At 70.4% G+C, this 20,744-nt stretch carries 20 protein-coding genes; 16 read left to right on the forward strand and 4 right to left on the reverse strand.

The features are described 5' to 3' along the window. The first annotated feature begins 18 nt into the window (after positions 1-18). The 16 genes from nifH (at position 19) to AACH11_RS11185 (ending at position 15,938) form a co-directional block, all read left to right on the forward strand. Positions 19-897 carry a nitrogenase iron protein gene (gene nifH, locus AACH11_RS11110; protein WP_341374291.1) on the forward strand — a complete coding sequence of 293 codons (879 nt, stop codon included), beginning with the start codon at positions 19-21 and terminating at the stop codon, positions 895-897. Positions 898-1,024: 127 nt separating this feature from the next. Beyond that, complete coding sequence (gene nifD / locus AACH11_RS11115) at positions 1,025-2,491, forward strand: nitrogenase molybdenum-iron protein alpha chain (protein WP_341374292.1); 1,467 nt, start codon at positions 1,025-1,027, stop codon at positions 2,489-2,491. Between the two features lie 31 nt (positions 2,492-2,522). Then, complete coding sequence (gene nifK / locus AACH11_RS11120) at positions 2,523-4,082, forward strand: nitrogenase molybdenum-iron protein subunit beta (RefSeq protein WP_341374293.1); 1,560 nt, start codon at positions 2,523-2,525, stop codon at positions 4,080-4,082. An 83-nt stretch (positions 4,083-4,165) separates the two neighbouring features. Next, the gene (locus AACH11_RS11125) at positions 4,166-4,486 is read left to right on the forward strand and encodes a hypothetical protein (RefSeq protein ID WP_341374294.1); all 321 of its coding nucleotides are present in this window, start codon (positions 4,166-4,168) and stop codon (positions 4,484-4,486) included. 7 nt (positions 4,487-4,493) lie between these two features. Then, positions 4,494-4,748 (forward strand): hypothetical protein, encoded by a 255-nt coding sequence (locus AACH11_RS11130; RefSeq protein ID WP_341374295.1) that lies wholly within the window; start codon positions 4,494-4,496, stop codon positions 4,746-4,748. A 117-nt stretch (positions 4,749-4,865) separates the two neighbouring features. Continuing rightward, positions 4,866-6,401, forward strand: a complete 1,536-nt coding sequence (locus AACH11_RS11135) for a methyl-accepting chemotaxis protein (protein ID WP_341374296.1) — start codon at positions 4,866-4,868, stop codon at positions 6,399-6,401. Between the two features lie 121 nt (positions 6,402-6,522). After that, a complete protein-coding gene (locus tag AACH11_RS11140; RefSeq protein WP_341374297.1) occupies positions 6,523-7,272 on the forward strand; it encodes a dienelactone hydrolase family protein in 750 nt (249 codons plus the stop codon). A 145-nt stretch (positions 7,273-7,417) separates the two neighbouring features. Next, a complete protein-coding gene (gene nifE / locus AACH11_RS11145; RefSeq protein ID WP_341374298.1) occupies positions 7,418-8,875 on the forward strand; it encodes a nitrogenase iron-molybdenum cofactor biosynthesis protein NifE in 1,458 nt (485 codons plus the stop codon). A 153-nt stretch (positions 8,876-9,028) separates the two neighbouring features. After that, positions 9,029-10,243 (forward strand): diguanylate cyclase domain-containing protein, encoded by a 1,215-nt coding sequence (locus tag AACH11_RS11150; protein WP_341374299.1) that lies wholly within the window; start codon positions 9,029-9,031, stop codon positions 10,241-10,243. Positions 10,244-10,424: 181 nt separating this feature from the next. Then, positions 10,425-11,891 carry a nitrogenase iron-molybdenum cofactor biosynthesis protein NifN gene (nifN, locus tag AACH11_RS11155; protein ID WP_341374300.1) on the forward strand — a complete coding sequence of 489 codons (1,467 nt, stop codon included), beginning with the start codon at positions 10,425-10,427 and terminating at the stop codon, positions 11,889-11,891. Between the two features lies 1 nt (position 11,892). Beyond that, on the forward strand, positions 11,893-12,306 hold the full coding sequence (gene nifX / locus AACH11_RS11160; RefSeq protein WP_341374301.1) for a nitrogen fixation protein NifX: 414 nt from the start codon (positions 11,893-11,895) through the stop codon (positions 12,304-12,306). Beyond that, positions 12,303-12,803 carry a NifX-associated nitrogen fixation protein gene (locus AACH11_RS11165; protein WP_341374302.1) on the forward strand — a complete coding sequence of 167 codons (501 nt, stop codon included), beginning with the start codon at positions 12,303-12,305 and terminating at the stop codon, positions 12,801-12,803. Before nifX ends, AACH11_RS11165 begins: the two co-directional genes overlap by 4 nt. A gap of 4 nt (positions 12,804-12,807) precedes the next feature. Next, the gene (locus tag AACH11_RS11170; RefSeq protein ID WP_341374303.1) at positions 12,808-13,014 is read left to right on the forward strand and encodes a CCE_0567 family metalloprotein; all 207 of its coding nucleotides are present in this window, start codon (positions 12,808-12,810) and stop codon (positions 13,012-13,014) included. Positions 13,015-13,074: 60 nt separating this feature from the next. Continuing rightward, positions 13,075-13,377: a ferredoxin III, nif-specific gene (gene fdxB, locus AACH11_RS11175; RefSeq protein WP_341374304.1), complete on the forward strand. Its 303-nt coding sequence runs from the start codon at positions 13,075-13,077 to the stop codon at positions 13,375-13,377. 19 nt (positions 13,378-13,396) lie between these two features. Then, entirely contained in the window at positions 13,397-13,813 is a 417-nt protein-coding gene (locus AACH11_RS11180) for a nitrogen fixation protein NifQ (RefSeq protein WP_341374305.1), read from the forward strand. A 112-nt stretch (positions 13,814-13,925) separates the two neighbouring features. Continuing rightward, entirely contained in the window at positions 13,926-15,938 is a 2,013-nt protein-coding gene (locus AACH11_RS11185; RefSeq protein WP_341374306.1) for an acyltransferase family protein, read from the forward strand. A gap of 25 nt (positions 15,939-15,963) precedes the next feature. On the opposite strand, the gene AACH11_RS11190 is transcribed toward AACH11_RS11185, so the two are convergent. The 4 genes from AACH11_RS11190 to fdhF form a co-directional block, all read right to left on the reverse strand. Then, positions 15,964-16,566, reverse strand: coding sequence for a VUT family protein (locus AACH11_RS11190; RefSeq protein ID WP_341374307.1), 603 nt, complete (start codon positions 16,564-16,566; stop codon positions 15,964-15,966). Positions 16,567-16,641: 75 nt separating this feature from the next. Then, positions 16,642-16,893 carry a formate dehydrogenase subunit delta gene (locus tag AACH11_RS11195; protein WP_341374308.1) on the reverse strand — a complete coding sequence of 84 codons (252 nt, stop codon included), beginning with the start codon at positions 16,891-16,893 and terminating at the stop codon, positions 16,642-16,644. A gap of 59 nt (positions 16,894-16,952) precedes the next feature. Further along, a complete protein-coding gene (fdhD, locus tag AACH11_RS11200; protein WP_341374309.1) occupies positions 16,953-17,828 on the reverse strand; it encodes a formate dehydrogenase accessory sulfurtransferase FdhD in 876 nt (291 codons plus the stop codon). Then, a complete protein-coding gene (fdhF, locus tag AACH11_RS11205; RefSeq protein ID WP_341374310.1) occupies positions 17,825-20,719 on the reverse strand; it encodes a formate dehydrogenase subunit alpha in 2,895 nt (964 codons plus the stop codon). Before fdhF ends, fdhD begins: the two co-directional genes overlap by 4 nt. Between the last annotated feature and the right edge of the window lie 25 nt (positions 20,720-20,744).

Genomic DNA, 20,744 nt, shown 5'->3' on the forward strand with positions numbered 1-20,744 from the left:
TGTCTACTGGAGCAAGAAATGTCCCTGCGTCAGATCGCCTTCTACGGCAAGGGTGGCATCGGCAAGTCCACCACCTCCCAGAACACGCTCGCCGCCCTGGCCGAGATGGGTCAGAAGATCCTGATCGTCGGCTGCGACCCCAAGGCCGACTCGACCCGCCTGATCCTGCACGCCAAGGCCCAGGACACCATCCTGTCGCTGGCCGCCGAGGCCGGTTCGGTCGAGGACCTGGAGATCGAGGACGTGATGAAGGTCGGCTTCCGCGACATCCGTTGCGTGGAGTCGGGCGGCCCGGAGCCGGGCGTGGGCTGCGCCGGCCGCGGCGTGATCACCTCGATCAACTTCCTCGAAGAGAACGGCGCCTACGAAGGCGTGGATTACGTCAGTTATGACGTGCTGGGTGACGTGGTGTGCGGCGGCTTCGCCATGCCCATCCGCGAGAACAAGGCCCAGGAGATCTACATCGTGATGTCGGGCGAGATGATGGCCATGTACGCGGCCAACAACATCTCCAAGGGCATCCTGAAGTACGCCAACTCGGGTGGTGTGCGCCTGGGCGGCCTGGTCTGCAACGAGCGCCAGACCGACAAGGAACTGGAGCTGGCCGAATCGCTGGCCAAGAAGCTGGGCACCACGCTGATCCACTTCGTGCCGCGCGACAACATCGTGCAGCACGCCGAGCTGCGCCGCATGACGGTCATCGAGTACGCGCCGGACAGCAAGCAGGCCGCCGAGTACCGCACGCTGGCGCAGAAGGTCCATGCCAACAAGGGCCAGGGCATCATCCCGACCCCGATCACGATGGACGAGCTGGAAGACCTGCTGATGGAGCACGGCATCATGAAGTCCATCGACGAGTCGCAGGTCGGCAAGACCGCCGCCGAGCTGGCCGCCTGATCTTCCGGTCCATCCGCTCGAAGACCGCTCCGTCCTGATCGGGGCGGTCTCACCGGCCGGGAGCCTCCTGACCTTCATCCTGAGGGGCCTGGCCGCCACGATTCCACTGCTGACGGAGAGCATCGCCATGAGCATGACCGTTGAAGAGCGCAAGGCCACCAACAAGGCCCTGATCGACGAAGTCCTGAAGGCCTATCCCGAGAAGATGGCCAAGCGTCGCGCCAAGCACCTGGGCCAGTTCGAGGAGGGCAAGCCCGACTGCGGCGTCAAGTCCAACATCAAGTCGCTGCCCGGCGTGATGACCATCCGCGGCTGCGCCTACGCCGGCTCCAAGGGCGTGGTGTGGGGGCCGATCAAGGACATGATCCACATCTCCCACGGCCCGGTGGGCTGCGGCCAGTACAGCTGGGCCGCGCGCCGCAACTACTACATCGGCACCACCGGCATCGACACCTTCGTGACGATGCAGTTCACCTCCGACTTCCAGGAGAAGGACATCGTCTTCGGTGGCGACAAGAAGCTCGACAAGATCATCGACGAGATCCAGGAGCTGTTCCCGCTGAACAAGGGCATCTCGATCCAGAGCGAGTGTCCGATCGGCCTGATCGGCGACGACATCGAGGCCGTCTCGAAGAAGAAGACCAAGGAGTACGGTGGCCACACCATCGTGCCGGTGCGCTGCGAGGGCTTCCGCGGCGTGTCGCAGTCGCTCGGCCACCACATCGCCAACGACGCGATCCGCGACTGGGTGTTCGACAAGACCGACCCGAACAAGCGCCCGGACTTCGTCTCGACCCCGTATGACGTGGCCATCATCGGCGACTACAACATCGGTGGCGATGCCTGGTCGAGCCGCATCCTGCTGGAGGAGATGGGTCTGCGCGTGATCGCGCAATGGTCGGGCGACGGCACCCTCGCCGAGCTGGAGAACACGCCCAAGGCCAAGCTCAACGTCCTGCACTGCTACCGCTCGATGAACTACATCAGCCGGCACATGGAGGAGAAGTACGGCGTGCCCTGGGTCGAGTACAACTTCTTCGGCCCGACCATGATCGAGAAGAGCCTGCGCGAGATCGCCAGCCACTTCGACGACAGCATCAAGGCCAAGGCCGAGGAGGTGATCGCCCGCTACAAGCCGCTGATGCAGGCCGTCATCGACAAGTACAGGCCGCGTCTGCAGGGCAAGAAGGTGATGCTGTTCGTCGGCGGCCTGCGTCCGCGCCACGTGATCGGCGCCTACGAGGACCTGGGCATGGACGTGGTGGGCACCGGCTACGAGTTCGGCCACAACGACGACTACCAGCGCACCACCCATTACGTGAAGGACGCGACGCTGATCTACGACGACGTGACCGGCTACGAGTTCGAGAAGCTGGTGGACGCCGTGCAGCCCGACCTGGTCGGCTCGGGCATCAAGGAGAAGTACGTGTTCCAGAAGATGGGCGTGCCCTTCCGCCAGATGCACAGCTGGGACTACAGCGGCCCGTACCACGGCTACGACGGCTTCGCCATCTTCGCCCGTGACATGGACATGGCGATCAGCTCGCCGATCTGGTCCCTGGCCAAGAACGCGCCCTGGAAGACGGCCGCCTGAACCCCGCGACACCCCGCCCCGGAGAATCACCATGCCGCAACACGCCGACAAGATCCTCGACCACGAGCTGCTGTTCCGTGAGCCCGAGTACCAGGAGCTCTTCCGCCAGAAGAAGGCCGAGTTCGAGTTCAACCACGCCGACGACAGGATCGCCGAGATCCGTGACTGGACGAAGACCCGGGACTACAAGGAGAAGAACTTCGCCCGCGATTCCCTGGTCGTCAACCCGGCCAAGGCCTGCCAGCCGCTGGGCGCCGTCTACGTCGCCAACGGCTTCGCCAGGACGATGAGCTTCGTCCACGGCTCGCAGGGCTGCGTGGCCTACTACCGCTCGCACTTCAGCCGCCACTTCAAGGAGCCCACCAGCTGCGTGTCCTCGTCGATGACGGAAGACGCGGCGGTGTTCGGCGGCCTGAACAACATGATCGACGGCCTGGCCAACACCTACAACCTGTACAAGCCGGAGATGATCGCCGTCTCGACCACCTGCATGGCCGAGGTCATCGGTGACGACCTGGACGCCTTCATCAAGAACAGCAAGCAGAAGGGCTCGGTCCCGGCCGAGTTCGACGTGCCGTTCGCCCACACCCCGGCCTTCGTCGGCAGCCACATCACCGGCTACGACAACGCGCTGCTGGGCATCCTCAAGCACTTCTGGGACGGCAAGGCCGGCACCACCCAGGCGCTGACCCGCGTGCCCGACGAGAGCATCAACTTCATCGGTGGCTTCGACGGCTTCGTCGTCGGCAACATGAAGGAGATCCGCCGCATCTTCGACCTGTTCGGCGCCACCTACACCGTGCTGTGCGATCCGTCCGAGGTCTGGAACACCCCGACCGACGGCGAGTTCCGCATGTACGAGGGCGGCACCACCAAGGCCGAGGTCGAGCGTGCGCTGAACGCCAAGGCCACCATCGTCTTCCAGGAGTTCTGCTGCGAGAAGACGATCAAGTACCTGAAGGAGAAGGGCCAGGAGGTCGTCGCGCTGAACGCCCCGGTGGGCGTGGCCGGCACCGACGCCTTCATCATGGCGCTCGCCCGCCTGACCGGCAAGCCGGTGCCCGCGCAGCTGGAGAAGGAGCGCGGCCAGCTGGTCGACGCGATGGCCGACAGCCAGTCCCACTTGCACGGCAAGAAGTACGCGCTGTACGGTGACCCCGACCAGCTGATCGGCTACGCGCAGTTCCTGCTGGAACTGGGTGCCGAGCCGACCCACGTGCTGGCCACCAACGGCAACGACGACTGGGCGGCCAAGGTGCAGAAGGTGTTCGACGCCAGCCCCTTCGGCCAGGACTGCAAGGTCTACCCCAAGCGCGACCTGTGGCACCTGCGCAGCCTGCTGCACACCGAGCCGGTGGACTTCCTGATCGGCAACACCTACGGCAAGTACCTGGAGCGCGACGTCGGCACGCCGCTGATCCGCATGGTCTTCCCGATCTTCGACCGCCATCACTACCACCGTTATCCGACCTGGGGCTATGACGGCGCGCTGCGCGTGCTGACGATGCTGCTCGACGAGTTCTTCGAGACGCTGGACGCCAACACCATCGTGCCCGGCAAGACCGACTACTCCTACGACATCATCCGCTGAGGCGGGCGGTCTGCCTGCTGCGCCGGCCGATCCGGGCGCTGCTCTGCGTCGACCTTCCTCCACCCACAGACCGGGGCCCTTTCATGAGCGAAGCCGTGTTCGTCAAGGAAACGCTGGACGGCCGCAAGGTCGAGGTGATCCAGGGCTGGGTCTGCCTGGGCGGCGTGCCCGAGGTGCGTGAGCTGGTCGTGCTCGACGAGCATCCGAACCGCCAGGCCATCCTCAAGGCCGTGCCCAAGGCCACGCACATGGCCGGCCGCCTGCCGCTGACGATGGCCGAGGCCTCGACCGCCCAGTCCGCGCTGCGCCGCATGCACGACCGCTTCGACGGCAGCCCGCAGGCCGTCGCCGAGCGGCTGCGCCAGGCCGTCTGGCAGAAGGTGTTCGCCGAAGGCGCGGAGTGAGCGCGCCATGATCTACGTGCTCGAATGTCCCGAGGGGGCCAGCCCGCGCGCCTGGTTCGCCTACGACCCGACCGATCTGCAACGCAAGTTCGACGCGGCCGGCGGCCCGCCGGACTGCGAGATGCGGCTGTGGGCCGACGAACAGGCCGCGATCCTGGCCTTCGAGAACGATGCCGAGCCGCTGTGGCAGGGCCCGGGCTGGAAGGCCCGCTGGGCACTGCGCGAGCAGCTGGTCGCCACGGACGCGCTGGCCGACGCCTGAGGCGGCGGCCGCGCCTGGCGTGACCGATGTCGCGCCCGGCGTGGCCGCCCCCTTGATCCCGCGCCATCCCGGCCGATGACCGGGCTTCCACTGAACGATCTGCAAGGGAGCCGCCGCATGTCCTGGATGTCATCCTGGCGCATCAGCACGCGCATCGCCTTCGGTTTCGGCCTGATGGTGCTGTTGTTGGGTGCCGTGATGGGTCTGACCCTGAGGAATCTGTCCGCCGTCGAGCACGACACCCAGGAGCTGGTCGGCGAGCAGGCCGAACGCCTGGCGCTGGCCACCGAGTGGCGGCAGAACATCGCCGTCAACGGTAACCGGGCGCTGGCCATCGGCCTGGCCCAGGAGAGCAACCTCGGCGCCCACCTGTCGAATGCGATGAAGGCGCTGACCGAGCGCACCTCGGTGATCCAGAAGCGCTTCACCGCGCTGGAGACGAGCACCGAGGGCAAGGCGGTGCTGGCCGAGCTCGGCGCGATGCGCGACCGCTACCTCGGCGTGCGCAACCGGATGATGGAGCAGGGCCTGGAGACGGCCGAAGCGGTGCTGCGGGCCGAGGACTTCAAGACCACGCTGGACCAGTACATGGCCATGGCCGACAAGCTGGTGGCCTACGAGCGCCGGCGCAGCGAGGCCTCGGCCGAGCTCGTCGCTGCCCAGCTCTCGGCCGCGCGCTGGCAGTTCATCGGCACGCTGGTGGTGGCCGCGCTGGTCGCGGTCGGCATGGGGCTGACGCTGGTGCGCAGCATCAGCCAGCCGCTCGATGCGCTGCAGCGCACGGCCGAGCGCATCGCCGATGGCGACCTGTCGCAGGCGCTGCCGCCCGGCGCGGCCCACGAGCTGGGCCGGTTGCAGACGGCGATGGGGCGCATGCAGCAGGGTCTGCGGGATCTGGTGCGTGAAGTGCGCGGCGCCAGCGACGCGATCCGGACCGCCAGCCAGGAGGTGGCGGCCGGCAACACCGATCTGAGCCACCGCACCGAGAGCGCCGCCAGCCAGCTGCAGCAGACCGCCTCGTCGATGGAGGAGCTGGCCGGCACCGTGCGCCAGAGCGCCGAGACGGCCGGTGAGGCCGGCCGCAGCGCCGACGAGGCCCGCGACGCCGCCGACCGTGGCGGCCAGACCGTGGCCTCGGTGGTGCAGACGATGTCGCGCATCAGCGACGCGTCGCGCCGCATCGCCGAGATCACCGGCGTCATCGACGGCATCGCCTTCCAGACCAACATCCTGGCGCTGAATGCCGCGGTCGAGGCGGCGCGGGCCGGCGAGCAGGGCCGCGGCTTCGCCGTCGTGGCCGCCGAGGTGCGCAGTCTGGCGCAGCGCTCGGCCGCCGCGGCGCGCGAGATCAAGGGCCTGATCGCCGATTCGGTCGAGCGGGTCGACGAGGGCTCGCGCCTGGTCGGCGATGCCGGCCGCACCATGGGCGAGATCGTGCAGACGGTGCAGCGCGTGGACGCGCTGATCGGCGAGATCTCGGTGGCCGCGCGCGAGCAGAGCCAGGGCCTGGACCAGGTCAACGGCGCGGTGGCCGACATCGACCGCAGCACGCAGCAGAACGCCGCGCTGGTCGAGCAGAGCGCGGCCGCCAGCGACAGCCTGCAGCAGCAGGCCACGCGCCTGTCCGAGGTCGTCGGACGGTTCCGCGTCTGAGGCCCGGCGGCGGCCGCAGGCCACGGCCGCCTCAGGGCAAGTCCTGAGCCTGCCGCCCTGCACGGGCCCGCGGCCCCGGGTCCATACTGGCCGTCACGTCCAGGCACCCGGGGAGGCCGCGATGGGTCGGATGATCGAGTACGCCCGCATCGACGGGCAGCGCCTGCAGGCCTATCTGGCCGAGGCCGATCCGGTGGCCGGCCCGGTGCGCGGCGCCGTCGTGCTGTGCCAGGAGTGGTGGGGCCTGAACGCCTACATGCGCGACGTGGCCGAGCGCCACGCCCAGGCCGGCTTCCATGCGCTGGTGCCCGACCTGTACCACGGCCAGATCACCACCGATCCGATCGAGGCGCAGGACCTGATGATCCACGTCATCTACCGCAAGGCCGCCGCCCAGGAGCTGCGCGGCGCGGTCTGCCACCTCAAGGAACACCTCCACAGCGAGAGCGGCAAGGTGGCCATCATCGGCTACAGCTCCGGCTCGGCGCTGGCACTGCTGACGCTGTGCGCGTCGCCCGAGGTCGATGCCGGCGTGCTCTGGTATGGCTACCCGCCGCTGGAGTACATGGAGGCCGAGCGCATCACCGCCCCGGTGCTGGCCCACTGGGCCGACGAGGACGCGTTCTTCCGCCAGGACTTCATCCGCGACCACGAGGCCCTGCTGCGCAGCCACGGCGTGCGCTACACCGGCTACCACTATCCGGCGCCGCACGCCTTCGCCAACGAGACCGCCCAGGGGCCCGGCCCCGGCCGCATGAGCCAGATGCGCTACGACCCGGCCTGGGCCCGCATCGCCTGGGACCGCACGATGGCCTTCCTCGGCGCCGAGCTGCGCCCCGAGCCGCCGCTGCGCCGCCTGCTGACGGGCTGACGGGCTGACGGGCTGACGGGCTGACGGGCTGACGGCCGATCCGAGTGGCCGATCTGAGCGGTCGGGCCGGATGCGGCCGGAGCCGCCTGGCACCGATCCTGCACGGACGACGCCACCCCGTCCGCTTTGCAGGAGATCCGACACCATGGCCACGCCATTGAAGGAAACCATCGCCCGTGTCTTCGAGGAGCCCGGCTGCGACAAGAACGCGGTGAAGAGCGAGAAGGAGCGCAAGAAGGGCTGCACCAAGCAGCTGACGCCCGGCGCCGCGGCCGGTGGCTGCGCCTTCGATGGCGCCAAGATCGCGCTGCAGCCCATCGTCGACGTCGCCCACCTCGTGCACGGCCCGATCGCCTGCGAGGGCAACAGCTGGGACAACCGCCACTCGGCCAGCAGCGGCTCGACGATCTACCGCACCGGCTTCACCACCGACATCCACGAGCTGGACGTGATCCACGGCGCCGAGAAGCGCCTGTTCAAGGCCATCCGCGAGGTGATCGAGAAGCAGGACCCGCCGGCCGTCTTCGTCTACCAGACCTGCGTCACCGGCCTGATCGGCGACGACATCGAGGCGGTGTGCAAGCGCGCCACCGAGAAGTTCGGCAAGCCCGTCGTCCCGGTCAACGCCCCGGGCTTCGCCGGGCCCAAGAACCTGGGCAACAAGCTGGGTGCCGAGGCGCTGCTGACCTACGTGATCGGCACGCAGGAGCCCGCGTACACGACGCCTTACGACATCAACATCATCGGCGAGTACAACCTCAGCGGCGAGCTGTGGCAGATCAAGCCGCTGCTCGACGCGCTCCGCGTGCGCATCCTCAGCTGCATCAGCGGCGACGGGCGCTATGCCGAGGTGGCGTCCTCGCACCGCGCCAAGGCCAACATGATGGTCTGCAGCAAGTCGATGATCAACATCGCCACCCGCATGCAGGAGCGCTACGGCATCCCGTACTTCGAAGGCAGCTTCTACGGCATCAGCGACATGAGCACCACGCTGCGCGAGATCGCCCGCCTGCTGGTCGAGCGCGGCGCCGATGCCGAGCTGAAGGACCGCACCGAGGCGCTGATCGCGGTGGAGGAGGCCCGCGCCTTCGAGCGCATCCGCGCCTACAAGGCGCGCCTGGCCGGCAAGAAGGTGCTGCTGATCACCGGCGGCGTGAAGAGCTGGTCGGTGGTCTCGGCGCTGCAGGAGGCGGGGCTGGAGGTGGTCGGCACCTCGGTGAAGAAGTCCACCCGGGAGGACAAGGAGAAGATCAAGGAGATCATGGGCCTGACCGCCGAGGACAGTGCCCACATGATCGACGACATGACCCCGCGCCAGATGTACGCGATGCTGCGCGACGCGAAGGCCGACATCATGCTGAGCGGCGGCCGCAGCCAGTTCGTCGCGCTCAAGGCCCGCATGCCGTGGATGGACATCAACCAGGAGCGTCACCATGCGTTCGCCGGTTATGAGGGCATGGTCACGATGATCGACGAGATCGACAAGGCCCTGCACAACCCGATGTGGGCCCAGGTGCGCGCCCCGGCCCCCTGGGAGGCGGAGGACCGTCTGCTGCGTGCGCAGAGCGCGCAGCAGCTGGCGGCGGAGGCGGCGCCGGGCTGAGCGCGCGCTGTCCGGCCGGTGCGGATGCCCGCTGCGGTCTGCGGGGCGCCGGATCGGGCCCCGCGCCCCCACCGGGACGGGCGCATGGATCCCGGGTGTCGGGCTTTCTCGATCCGGTATCAAGTCCCGCCCCCGACGGCCGACATGCGCCCCATGGGCGTTCCCTTGCACGACTGTCCGCCGGCGGCCCCGCCGACGCCGACCGCCGCCGCCGCTGCCGATCCGGCATCGGCAGGCACGGCCGTGCCTGCCGCAGGCCTGCGTGTCGGCCCGCGCCTGCGGCGTCTGCTGCAGGGCCCGCTGGCCGATGAGTCGGCCGAGCTGCGGCAGGTGCTGTGGCGCACGTTGGACGAGGTGCCGGCGCTGCAGGCCTTCGAGCTGCTGTGGACGGTGGTGGTCGCGCTGATGGCCTGGCGGGCCAGCGGGGCCGACTGGCCGCTGGCCTGGCTGGCGATCGAGGCGGCCTGCCTGCCGCTGCGCGGGCGGGGCGTGGGCTCGGCCCGCGCCGAGGCCTGGCGGCCGCTGCGCATGACGGCCAATGTGCTGCGTCTGCTGGCGATGGGGCTGGGCGCGATGGCGGCGCTGTGGCTGGGTGATCTGGCGCTGACGGCGTTGGCCCCGGTGCTGGTGGTCGGCATGCTGGCGGTGGTGGTGGCGCGCTGGGCCGCGCTGCCGCGGCTGGCGGCGGCGGTGGTGCTGGTCGACGGGGCCTTGCTGTGGGCCGGGCTGGCGGGCTCGCCGCTGCCGGGGCTGCTCGGCCCCTCGTGCATGATTCCGGCCGGTGCGGCGGCCTTCTGGCTGCTGCTGCACCACAACCACCGGATGCTGCTGCAACTGCTGCAGCTGCAGTTCGAGAACCGCCGCCTGTCGCTGCAGGATCCGCTGACCGGCCTGCCCAACCGGCGCGAGTTCACCGAGCGTCTGGCCCGCCTGCGCGAGGCGGGGCAGTCCACCCGCTTCGCCGTGCTGTGCATGGACCTCGACGGCTTCAAGCGCGTCAACGACCAGCATGGCCATGATGCGGGCGACCAGCTGCTGGCCCAGGTCGCGCAGCGTTTCCGCGGCCTGCTGCGGCAGCAGGATGCGGTGTGCCGTGTCGGTGGCGACGAGTTCGTCGTGCTGCTGCCCGGCGCCGAGGCGACGGTGGCCACCCAGGTCGCGCAGCGCCTGCTGCAGGAGGTGGCGCGCCCGTTCACGCTGCGCGATGGCGTGACGGTGCAGGTGGGGCTGAGCGTGGGCATCGCGCTGTGCCCGGGCGACGGCCAGGACGGCGCCCATCTGCTGCGCGAGGCCGATGCCGCGCTCTACCGCGCCAAGCGGGCGGGCAAGGGCTGCTGGCGCCATGCGGGGGCGTTGGCGGCCGACTGAGCGGCCGCGGTCCGTGTCGGCGCACCGGTCGTCGCGTTTGTCGCGTTCATGCCGCGGGCGGTCCGGCGCTGATCCCGCGCTGATCCCGTACGAAATCGCGCGCTGACAGGCACTTGCAGGCGTCTGCGGTGCTGGCATCCATCCTGCAAAGGGCCTGTCGAGCCCAACGCAGGAGCCCCTCATGGCGCATGTCAGCGAGTCGAAGAAGGCGTGTGCGGTCAATCCGCTGAAGATGAGCGCGCCGCTGGGCGCCAGCTATGCGTTCATGGGCCTGGACAGCTGCATGCCGATGATGCACGGCAGCCAGGGTTGCACGTCCTTCGGTCTGGTGCTGCTGGTGCGGCACTTCAAGGAGGCCATCCCGCTGCAGACCACGGCCATGAACGAGGCCACCACGGTGATGGGCGGCTACGACAACCTCGAGAAGGCCCTCCTCAACATCCGCCAGCGGGCCCGGCCGCAGATGATCGCCATCTGCTCGACCGGGCTGACCGAGACCAAGGGCGACGACGTCGAGGCCTACATCACGCTGGCCCGCAAGAAGCACCCCGAGATCGCCGACACCGAGGTGGTCTACGTCAGCACGCCGGACTATGTCGGTGCCTTCGAGGACGGCTGGTCGCGCGCGGTCGAGGGCGTGATCCGCCAGGTCACCACGCCGTGCGCGGCCGATGCGCCGAAGGACGCCAGCCGCATCGCGGTGCTGCCCGGCTCGCACCTGTCGCCCGGTGATGTCGAGGAGCTGCGCGAGCTGTTCGAGCGCTTCGGCCTGACGCCGGTGATGCTGCCCGACGTGGCCGGCTCGCTCGACGGCCACATCCCCGACGACTGGCTGGGCACCACGCTGGGCGGCACGCCGCTGGAGGCCATCCGCACGCTGGGCCGGTGCGGCCACGCGGTGGCCATCGGCGCGCAGATGAAGCCCGCGGCCGAGCGCCTGCGGCAGCAGTGCGGCGTGCCCTGCACGCTGTTCGACCGCCTGACCGGCCTGGCCGCCAGCGACGCGCTGGTGATGCTGCTGGCGAAACTGAGCGGCCGGCCGGTGCCCGAGCGCGTCAAGCGCCAGCGCAGCCAGCTGGTCGACGCGATGCTCGACGGCCACTTCCACTTCGGCCACAAGAAGGTGGCCATCGGCGCCGAGCCCGATCTGCTGTACGCGGTCGGCAGCTTCCTGGCCGAGATGGGCGCCGAGGTGTCGGTGGCCATCACCACCACCCAGAGCGCGCTCAACGCCCAGGTGCCGGCCAACGAGGTCGTGATCGGCGATCTGGAGGACTTCGAGCAGCTGGCCCGCGCGGCCGATGTCGACCTGCTGATCACCCACTCGCACGGCCGCCAGGCCGCCGAGCGCCTGGGCAAGCCGCTGTTCCGGCTCGGCATCCCGAAGTTCGACCGCATCGGCAATGCCCACAGTTGCCACATCGGCTACCGCGGCACGCGCAACCTGGTCTACGAGCTGGGCAACCTGTTCATCGACCTGATCCCGCACCACGGGCCGCAGGACTGGCCGCTGCAGCCGGCGGCGCTCGACGCGGCGCGCCCGCCCGAGGCGATCACGGTCGCCGTCGATGCCCTCGTGCGCCGCCAGAAGGCCGAGCGTGCGGCCGCGCACGGCCCCGTCCCCACGACCACCCCTGAAGGAGCGTGACATGAAGATCGCCTTCGCGACCCAGGACCAGCAGCGCGTGGACGCGCACTTCGGCTGGGCCAGGCATCTGGCCGTCTACGAGATCGAGCCCACCGGCTACCGCTTCGTCGAGGACTTCGCCTTCGGCGAGGACCTGGCCGAGGACGGCAACGAGGACAAGCTGGCGCCCAAGCTGGCGGCGATCGCCGACTGCGCGATCGTCTACGTGGCGGCCATCGGTGGCAGTGCGGCCGCGCGCGTGGTCGCCAGCAAGATCCACCCGGTGAAGGTGCCGGCGCCCGAGCCCATCCTGGACATCCTGGACAAGCTGCAAGGGGTGCTCCAGGGCACGCCACCGCCCTGGCTGCGCAAGGCCCTGATGAAGGGCCAGGCGCGCAGCGTCGACTTCGAGGACGACGAGGAAGTCAAGTCATGACCACCGATACCGCGACCCCCACCGCCGAGGCCAAGGTCGTTCGCACCGACGAGGAACTGCTGCAGGCCCCCTTCATCCGCGAGCTGATCAAGCAGCTGCGCGCGCAGGACACCCACGGCACCTGGGAGGGCAAGTCCGACCTCACGCTGCTGGCGCCCTACATCCTCACGCCCGAGCAGCGGCGCGAGATGCCGATGATGGGCGACCCGGACCCCGAGACGCTGTGGCGCCTGGACCTGTTCCACAACGCGGTCGGCCTGTGCATCGAGAAGGCCACGAAGTGCATGGTCAGCCCGATGACGAAGATGAGCCACGAGGGCTTCGGCCGCACGGTGCTGACCACCGGCCGGCTGATCGTCGTCAATCGCCATCTGCGGGACGTCCATCGTTTCGGTTATGCGAGCCTGGCCAAGCTGGCCGAGGCTGGCAACAAGCTGGTCACCGAAGGCATTGGCATGGTCGAGAAGTACCGCGAAGTCGCCACCTGGGGAGCGTGAAACCATGAGCGAGACCGTCGACGTCGACGCCCTGAAGGCCGAGATCAAGAAGCTCAATGCCAAGGCCACGCAGGCCAAGATGGACCTGCACGACCTCAGCGAGGAGCTGCCCACCCACTGGGAGCGCATCCCCGAGGTGGCCCGGACCGCCCACGACGCGCATGCGGCGCTGATCGCCGCCCGCGCGCGGCTGGCCGCGGCCAGCGCCTGAAGCGCCGGTCCGGCCGCCGCCGTTGCCCGGACCGCTGACGCCTGAACCGAGGAGTCCGCCTTGAGCACGTTCACCATCACCATGCCCTCGGGCGAGACCTGGACGCCGACCTTCGTCCAGGAGATCAACGAGGACACCTGCATCGGCTGCGGCCGCTGCTTCCGCGTCTGTCCGCGCGGCGTGCTCGAACTCGTCGGCCTCGACGACGAGGGAAACCGCATCGCCGTCGGTGACGACGACGATGACGCCGAGTACGAGAAGAAGGTGATGACCATCGCGCACCAGGCGCTGTGCATCGGCTGCACCGCCTGCGCGAAGATCTGCCCGAAGAAGTGCTACACCCATGCTGCAGCGGCGGTGTGAGGGCGAACGGAGCCCGCTGATGGGAGACCGTCCGTCCCCGCTCGCGCTGCTGGCACTGGCCCGGCCGGTGCCGCTGGCGCTCTCGCGCATCGCCCGCCGTGGCGACGAGATCGAGGAGGTGCGTGCGCTGCTGCTGGCGCATGCCGATCCGGCCGTGGCCACGCCGGCCGAGATCGCGGCCCTGGCGCAGACCGTGGCCGTCGCCTGCCTGGGCGACGACCACCTGTGGCAGGACCTGCAGCTGCCCGACCGGGCCGCGCTCGGCGCGCTGATGTCGCGGTTCTTTCCGACCCTGGCGGCACGGAACGACCGCGACATGAAGTGGAAGAAGTTCCTCTACAAGCAGCTGTGCGAGCAGGCCGGGCTGATGATCTGCAAGGCGCCGAGCTGCGCGGTGTGCAGCGACCACGCGCTCTGCTTCGGGCCCGGGACCTGAGCCGGCGCGGCCCCTCATTTCCGGCGATCAGGCCGGGGTGCGCTCCCTAGCATGCGGTGATGTGATCCGGATGGTCCGCCCTCGGCGGCGGCGGGTCACGACCGACCGCCGCATGACCCCCAAGCCCACGTTCCGCCACGACATCCACGCGCTGCGCGCCCTCGCCGTCACGCTGGTGGTGCTGTACCACTTCGATGTGCGGGGCTTTGCCGCGGGCTTCATCGGCGTCGATGTCTTCTTCGTCATCTCGGGCTATCTGATGACGCAGATCGCCTGGGGTGGCCTGGCGCGCGGCGATTTCTCGTATCCGCGCTTCCTGCTCGCGCGGGCGCTGCGCATCTGGCCGGCGCTGGTGGTGATGGTGCTGTCGCTGCTGGCCCTGGGAGCCGTGCTGCTGCCGCCGGCCGACTATGCGGCCCTCGGCCGGCAGGCCGTCCATGCCCTGCTGTTCGTCAGCCACCATCTGTTCAACGAGGGCCTGGGCTACTTCAACAGCGGGGTCGAGGAGCGCTGGCTGTTGCACACCTGGTCGCTCAGCGTGGAATGGCAGTTCTACATGCTGTACCCGCTGGGGCTGATGGGCCTGGCCGCCATCCTCAGGGGCTTCCCGGCCGATGCCGGGCAGCAGGCGCGGCGGGCCACCGGCGTGCTGGTGGCCCTCACCGTGCTGGGCTTCGGCTATGGCGTGTGGCTGACCCGCCAGGACCCCTCGCAGGCCTTCTTCTCGCTGGCCGCACGCAGCGGGGAGATGCTCGCCGGCGGCCTCGTCTTCCTGCTGCGGGAGTGGCCGGCGCGGCTGTCGCCGGCCTGGCGCCATGGGCTGCGGGCCGCGGCCTTGCTGATCCTCGTCGGCTGCCTGCTGGCCGGCCGTGGCCACCGCTGGGAGCCGCAGTGGCCGGGTGCGCTGGCGCTGTGGCCGGTGCTGGCCGCCGTGCTCTACCTGATCGCCGGACAGGGGGTGGCCGGTGGCTGGACGTGGGCCGTCGAGCGCACGGCCGTCGTGCAGGCGCTGGGCCGCTGGTCGTACTCGATCTATCTGTGGCACTGGCCGCTGATGGTGGCCTGCCACTACGCGGTGGCCAGCGCGCAGTGGAGCGGCCCGGCCGCGCGGCTGGCCGGCATCGCCGCCAGCGTGGCGCTGGGCGCGCTGTCCTTCCGCTGGATCGAGCGGCCGGTCGCCACACGGGTGCAGCCGGCCATCGGCCACTGGCGGCTCACCGTGCCGGCCGTGGCCCTGGGCGCCGGTGCGCTGGCCGGGCTGGCGGTGCTGGCCAGCCAGGGCTGGCCGGCGCGGCTGGGCGGGCGCGAGCCGGCGCTGATGGCCCTGCAGGCGCAGGTCGGCCAGGCGCTGGCTCCGGACGACTGCGAGCGTGCCTTGCTCGGGCCGTCGGAGCTGGTCTTCTGCGAGCTCAACGCCCAGGCCCCGGGCCCACGCATCGTCGTGCTCGGCGATTCCCGGGCCCAGCATCTGTACGCCTGGTTCGCGCGCCATGCGCGGCAGCCGGTGCGTTTCGCGCTGTCACCCGGTTGTCCGCCGATTCCGGCCACCAACCGCAAGGACCACGGTTTCCGCTGCCACGAGGTGTTCGAGCGCCTGCGCCAGCGCGCGCTGGCCGATCCGGTGGACACCGTCGTGCTGTCGGGCAACTGGGCCGCGCTCGACCAGCAGCCGTCCAACCTCTGCCAGGTGGCCGACGGCCGCTGCCGGGAGCTCGATGCCGATGGCCACCGCGCTGCGGCGGTGCACGAGGGCGCCCGGCTGCTGGACGCGCTGGCCGGCCGCGGCCTGCAGGTGGTGCTGGTGCGGCCGACGCCGCAGGCGAGCACCAGCATCGGGCCGCTGGCCCTGCGCCGCGCGCTGTGGGGCCAGGCGCCGCTGCAGACCTTCCCCGATCCGGACTGGGCGGCGCGCCATGGCGACCGCTTCCTCGACGACATGGTGGCGGCGGCGGCCCACGGCGCGGCCGTGCGCCAGATCGACCTGCGCCCGGCCTACTGCCGCGACGGCCGCTGCGAGGCCCATGACGCGCGGCGCGGCCTGCCGGTCTACCGCGACGACAACCACTTCCTGCCGGCGTGGATCGTCCACCACGGGGATGTGCTGACGGCGGCGCTGGCGCGCTGAGCGCCGCCGCGCTGCCGCCGTGGGCTCAGCGCCCGCCGTCGGCGGTGGTGGCGGTGGCCGTGGAGGCCGTGGCCAGCGGCACCCAGGCCTGCAGATGGCCGAGCATGGCCTTGTAGGGCAGCAGCAGCACGGCGGCCATCAGCCACTTGATGGCCAGGTCGCCGGCGGCCAGCTGCAGCCAGGGCACGTCGGTGCCGGCGAAGGCGATGCCGAAGAACAGGCCGGTGTCGATCACCGAGGCGACGACCGAGCCGATCAGCGGCGCCTTCCACCAGCTCTGCGCGCGCCAGGCGTTGAACACCGAGATGTCCAGCCACTGCGCGACGATGAAGGCCGTGCCCGAGGCCAGCGCGATGCGCGCATCGGCCAGCCAGACCGACAGCACGACGGCCAGCGCGAAGCCGGCCCAGGCCACGCGGCGCGCGGCGGCCATGCCGACGGCGCGGTTGGTCAGGTCGGTGACGAGGAAGACCACCGGGTAGGTGAAGGCGCCCCAGGTCAGCCAGTCGTTGATCGGGTACTGGACGGCCCAGTTCGACAGCGCGATGACCAGCGTCATCGCCAGGATCGGGCGCCACAGCGCGGCGAGGCCGGGCGTGGCCGGCCGGGTGTCTTCGGATGCGTGCATGGCGCGATTGTCGCCAAGCCGGGGCCGACCCCGGCTGCGGTGCGGTCTGGCGCGCGACGATGCGCGCCGGTCCGCTCAGGCCGCCGGTGCGGCGGCGGTCTTCGGCGTCAGCGCGGCGCGGTGGCGTTCGACGGCCTCGCGCACCATCGGATGCAGCTCGGCGCAGCCGGGGCCGTCGAGCGCGTCCAGCAGCGTGCGCCGCATCCGCGGCTCCCAGAACTTGCGCAGGTGCTCGGCGATGCCGTCGAGCGCCTCGGGGCGGTCGGGCATGGCCTCGAAGAACTGGCCGATGCGGTTGGCCATGTGGACCAGGTGGGCGATGTCCATGGGGATGCGGTGGCGGGCGGGTGGGGGGATGAAGGGCGGGCGCGGCGTGGGGGGCGGCCTCAGGCGGCCGGCAGGCCGAAGCGTGCGGCCTCGGTGTAGGCCACCAGATCGTCGCCGCGGGCGAAGCCGGCCAGGGCCAGGCCGGCCTCGCGGGCGACCTGCACGGCCAGCGCCGTCGGCGCCGAGACGGCCACCAGCGTGCCGATGCCGACGCTGGCGGCCTTCTGCACCATCTCCACGCTGGCGCGGCTGGTGATGCAGACGAAACCCTGGTCCGGCGCGCAGGCGGCGCGGGTGGCGGCATCGGCGCGCGCGTCACGCCGCGTGCGCTGCAGCGCGCCGATCAGCTTGTCGAGCGCGTTGTGGCGGCCGACGTCCTCGCGCGCCAGGCGCACCGTGCCGTCGGGCGCGCACCAGGCGGCGGCATGGGTGGCGCCGGTCAGCTGCTGCAGGCCCTGGTGGGCGCGCAGGCCGCGCAGCGCGGCGGCCACGGCTGCGGTCGTCAGCACCGGCGGGAGGCCGAAGGTGCCGGGTGCGGGCAGGGCGCGCCGCACCTGGGCCAGGCTGTCGGTGCCGCACAGGCCGCAGCCGGTGCGCCCGGCCAGGCTGCGGCGGCGCTCCTTCAGGCGGGCGAGGGCGGCCGAGGCCACCTCCAGCTGCAGCGTCAGGCCGTCGCAGCCGGGCTCGATGTCGACGCCGTAGAGCTCGTCGGCCGTGCGCAGCAGGCCCTCGCTGAGGCTGAAGCCCAGCGCGAAGTCCTCCAGATCGGCCGGGCTGGCCAGCATCACCGCATGGCTGATGCCGTTGTAGACGAGGGCCACCGGCACCTCGTCGGCCAGCCAGTCGCTGTCCTGGCGCAGCCGGCCGTCGCGCCAGATGGCGACCGGCGCGCGCTGTGCGCCCGGCGGCACCAGCGGCGCGTCGTCGGGCTTCACTGGCCCACCACCTCGGCCGGCGCGCTGGCCGCGGCGAGCGCCGCCAGCTGGTCGCGGTTGAAGGTCGCGTACTGCTGCTGCCATTCGGACGGCTGGCTGACCGGCAGCACCTGCACCGCCGTCACCTTGTACTCGGGGCAGTTGGTGGCCCAGTCCGACGAATCGGTGGTGATGACGTTGGCGCCGCTCTCGGGGAAGTGGAAGGTGGTGTAGACCACGCCCGGCTGCATGCGCTCGCTGACGACGGCGCGCAGCACGGTCTGGCCGGCGCGGCTCTCGATGCCGACCCAGTCGCCGTCGCGGATGCCGCGCTCCTGCGCGTCGTGCGGGTGCAGCTCCAGCCGGTCCTCGTCGTGCCACTGGTTGTTCGGCGTGCGCCGCGTCTGCGCGCCGACGTTGTACTGGCTGAGGATGCGGCCGGTGGTCAGCAGCAGCGGGAAGCGGCGCGTCACCTTCTCGTCCGTGGCCACGTACTGGGTGATGATGAAGCGGCCCTTGCCGCGCACGAACTTCTCGCGGTGCATGATGGCCGTGCCGGCCTCGTCGGTGGACTCGTTGCACGGCCACTGCACGCTGCCCAGGCGATCGAGCTTGGCATAGCTGACGCCGGCGAAGCTGGGCGTCAGCGCCGCGATCTCGGCCATGATCTCCTCAGGATGGCGGTAGGCCATCGGGTAGCCGAGGGCGTTGGCCAGCTTCTGCGTCACCTCCCAGTCGGCCAGGCCGGCCAGCGGGCGCATCACCTGGCGCACGCGGCTGATGCGGCGCTCGGCATTGGTGAAGGTGCCGTCCTTCTCCAGGAAGGACGAGCCCGGCAGCAGCACGTGGGCGTACTTGGCCGTCTCGTTGAGGAAGATGTCCTGCACCACGATGCAGTCCATGGCCGACAGCGCGGCCGCCACATGCTGGGTGTTGGGGTCGCTCTGGACGATGTCCTCGCCCTGGCAGTACAGGCCGCGGAAGCTGCCGTCGAGCGCGGCCTCGAACATGTTCGGGATGCGCAGGCCCGGCTCCGGATCCAGCGTGACGCCCCAGGCCGCCTCGAACTGGCCGCGCACCGTGCTGTCGCTGATGTGGCGGTAGCCGGGCAGCTCGTGCGGGAAGCTGCCCATGTCGCAGCTGCCCTGCACGTTGTTCTGGCCGCGCAGCGGGTTCACGCCCACGCCCTCGCGGCCGACCATGCCGCAGGCCATCGCCAGGTTGGCGATGCCCATCACCATCGTGCTGCCCTGCGCGTGCTCGGTCACGCCCAGGCCGTAGTAGATGGCCGAGTTGGGGCCGGCCGCGTACAGGCGGGCGGCGGCGCGCACCTCGGCCGCCGGCACGCCGGTGGCCGCCTCCAGCGCCTCGGGCGAGTTCTCGGGCCTGGCGACGAAGTCGCGCCACTCGTTGAAGCTCTTGGTGTCGCAGCGCTCGGCGACGTAGGCCTCGTCGACCAGACCCTCGGTGACGACGACGTGGGCCAGCGCGCTGATCATCGCCACGTTGGTGCCGGGCTTGAGCGGCAGGTGGTGCTGCGCCTTGACGTGCGGGCTGCTGACCAGATCGATCTGGCGCGGGTCGATGACGACCAGCTTCGCGCCCTGGCGCACGCGGCGCTTCAGGCGCGAGGCGAACACCGGGTGGGCGTCGCTCGGATTGGCGCCGATGACCAGGATCACGTCGGCATGGCGCACGCTGCGGAAGGTCTGCGTGCCGGCCGAGGTGCCGAAGGTCTGGCCCAGGCCGTAGCCGGTGGGCGAGTGGCAGACGCGGGCGCAGGTGTCGACGTTGTTGGTGCCGAAGGCCGCGCGGATCAGCTTCTGCACGAGGTAGGTCTCCTCGTTCGTGCAGCGGCTGGAGGTGATGCCGCCGACGCTGTCCTTGCCGTGCTTCGCCTGGATGGCCTTGAAGCGCGCGGCGGCGTGTCCGATGGCCTCGTCCCAGCTGACCTCGCGCCACGGATCGGTGATGCGGTCGCGGATCATCGGCTTCGTGATCCGGTCCTTGTGGGTGGCGTAGCTCCAGGCGAAGCGGCCCTTGATGCAGCTGTGGCCGTCGTTGGCCTGACCGTCCTTCCACGGCGTCATGCGCACGACGGTCTCGCCCTTCATCTCGGCCTTGAAGCTGCAGCCCACGCCGCAGTAGGCGCAGGTGGTGACCACGCTGTGCTCGGGCTGGCCGAGCTCGATGACGGTCTTCTCCTGCAGCGTGGCGGTCGGGCAGGCCTGGACGCAGGCGCCGCAGCTCACGCACTCGCTGCCCATGAAGGGCTGGCTCTGGCCGGGCGAGACGCGGCTCTCGAAGCCGCGGCCGGCGATCGTCAGCGCGAAGGTGCCCTGCACCTCCTCACAGGCGCGCACGCAGCGGTTGCAGACGATGCACTTGGACGCGTCGTAGGTGAAATAGGGGTTGGACTCGTCCTTGGCCGCGTCGCAGTGGTGGGCGCCGGCGACGCCCTCGATCGCCTGCCCGGCCACGCCGTAGCGCACGTTGCGCAGGCCGACGACGCCGGCCTGGGTCTGCAGCTCGCAGTCGCCGTTGGCGCTGCAGGTCAGGCAGTCCAGCGGATGGTCGGAGATGTAGAGCTCCATCACGTTGCGGCGCAGCTTCTGCAGCTGGCCGTTCTGCGTGTGGACGACCATGCCGGCCTCGGCCGGCGTGGTGCAGCTGGCCGGATAGCCGCGGCGGCCCTCGATCTGCACCAGGCACAGCCGGCACGAGCCGAAGGGCTCCAGGCTGTCGGTGGCGCAGAGCTTGGGCACCTGCACGCCGGCCTGGCTGGCCGCGCGCATCAGGCTCGTGCCCTGGGGCACGGTGACGGCCTGGCCGTCGATGGTCAGCGTGACCTGCACGGCGCTCTCGCGCTCGGGCGTGCCGTGGTCGATCTCGGGGGCGTGGTGGTGCAGCATGGCGGGTGTCTCCTCGGGATCGGCG

Source organism: Pseudaquabacterium rugosum (genome assembly GCF_038066575.1).
Taxonomy (GTDB): domain Bacteria; phylum Pseudomonadota; class Gammaproteobacteria; order Burkholderiales; family Burkholderiaceae_C; genus Pseudaquabacterium; species Pseudaquabacterium rugosum.

Excerpts from the sequence above, each read along its gene's own strand:
- fdhF (WP_341374310.1), bottom strand. The coding sequence starts at position 20,719 with ATGCTGCACCACCACGCCCCCGAGATCGACCACGGCACGCCCGAGCGC.
- AACH11_RS11180 (WP_341374305.1), top strand. The coding sequence starts at position 13,397 with ATGGGAGACCGTCCGTCCCCGCTCGCGCTGCTGGCACTGGCCCGGCCG.
- AACH11_RS11165 (WP_341374302.1), top strand. The coding sequence starts at position 12,303 with ATGACCACCGATACCGCGACCCCCACCGCCGAGGCCAAGGTCGTTCGC.
- AACH11_RS11185 (WP_341374306.1), top strand. The coding sequence starts at position 13,926 with ATGACCCCCAAGCCCACGTTCCGCCACGACATCCACGCGCTGCGCGCC.
- AACH11_RS11195 (WP_341374308.1), bottom strand. The coding sequence starts at position 16,893 with ATGGACATCGCCCACCTGGTCCACATGGCCAACCGCATCGGCCAGTTC.
- AACH11_RS11125 (WP_341374294.1), top strand. The coding sequence starts at position 4,166 with ATGAGCGAAGCCGTGTTCGTCAAGGAAACGCTGGACGGCCGCAAGGTC.
- AACH11_RS11130 (WP_341374295.1), top strand. The coding sequence starts at position 4,494 with ATGATCTACGTGCTCGAATGTCCCGAGGGGGCCAGCCCGCGCGCCTGG.
- AACH11_RS11140 (WP_341374297.1), top strand. The coding sequence starts at position 6,523 with ATGGGTCGGATGATCGAGTACGCCCGCATCGACGGGCAGCGCCTGCAG.
- AACH11_RS11170 (WP_341374303.1), top strand. The coding sequence starts at position 12,808 with ATGAGCGAGACCGTCGACGTCGACGCCCTGAAGGCCGAGATCAAGAAG.
- nifE (WP_341374298.1), top strand. The coding sequence starts at position 7,418 with ATGGCCACGCCATTGAAGGAAACCATCGCCCGTGTCTTCGAGGAGCCC.
- nifN (WP_341374300.1), top strand. The coding sequence starts at position 10,425 with ATGGCGCATGTCAGCGAGTCGAAGAAGGCGTGTGCGGTCAATCCGCTG.
- AACH11_RS11190 (WP_341374307.1), bottom strand. The coding sequence starts at position 16,566 with ATGCACGCATCCGAAGACACCCGGCCGGCCACGCCCGGCCTCGCCGCG.
- nifH (WP_341374291.1), top strand. The coding sequence starts at position 19 with ATGTCCCTGCGTCAGATCGCCTTCTACGGCAAGGGTGGCATCGGCAAG.
- AACH11_RS11150 (WP_341374299.1), top strand. The coding sequence starts at position 9,029 with ATGGGCGTTCCCTTGCACGACTGTCCGCCGGCGGCCCCGCCGACGCCG.
- nifK (WP_341374293.1), top strand. The coding sequence starts at position 2,523 with ATGCCGCAACACGCCGACAAGATCCTCGACCACGAGCTGCTGTTCCGT.
- nifD (WP_341374292.1), top strand. The coding sequence starts at position 1,025 with ATGAGCATGACCGTTGAAGAGCGCAAGGCCACCAACAAGGCCCTGATC.
- AACH11_RS11135 (WP_341374296.1), top strand. The coding sequence starts at position 4,866 with ATGTCCTGGATGTCATCCTGGCGCATCAGCACGCGCATCGCCTTCGGT.
- nifX (WP_341374301.1), top strand. The coding sequence starts at position 11,893 with ATGAAGATCGCCTTCGCGACCCAGGACCAGCAGCGCGTGGACGCGCAC.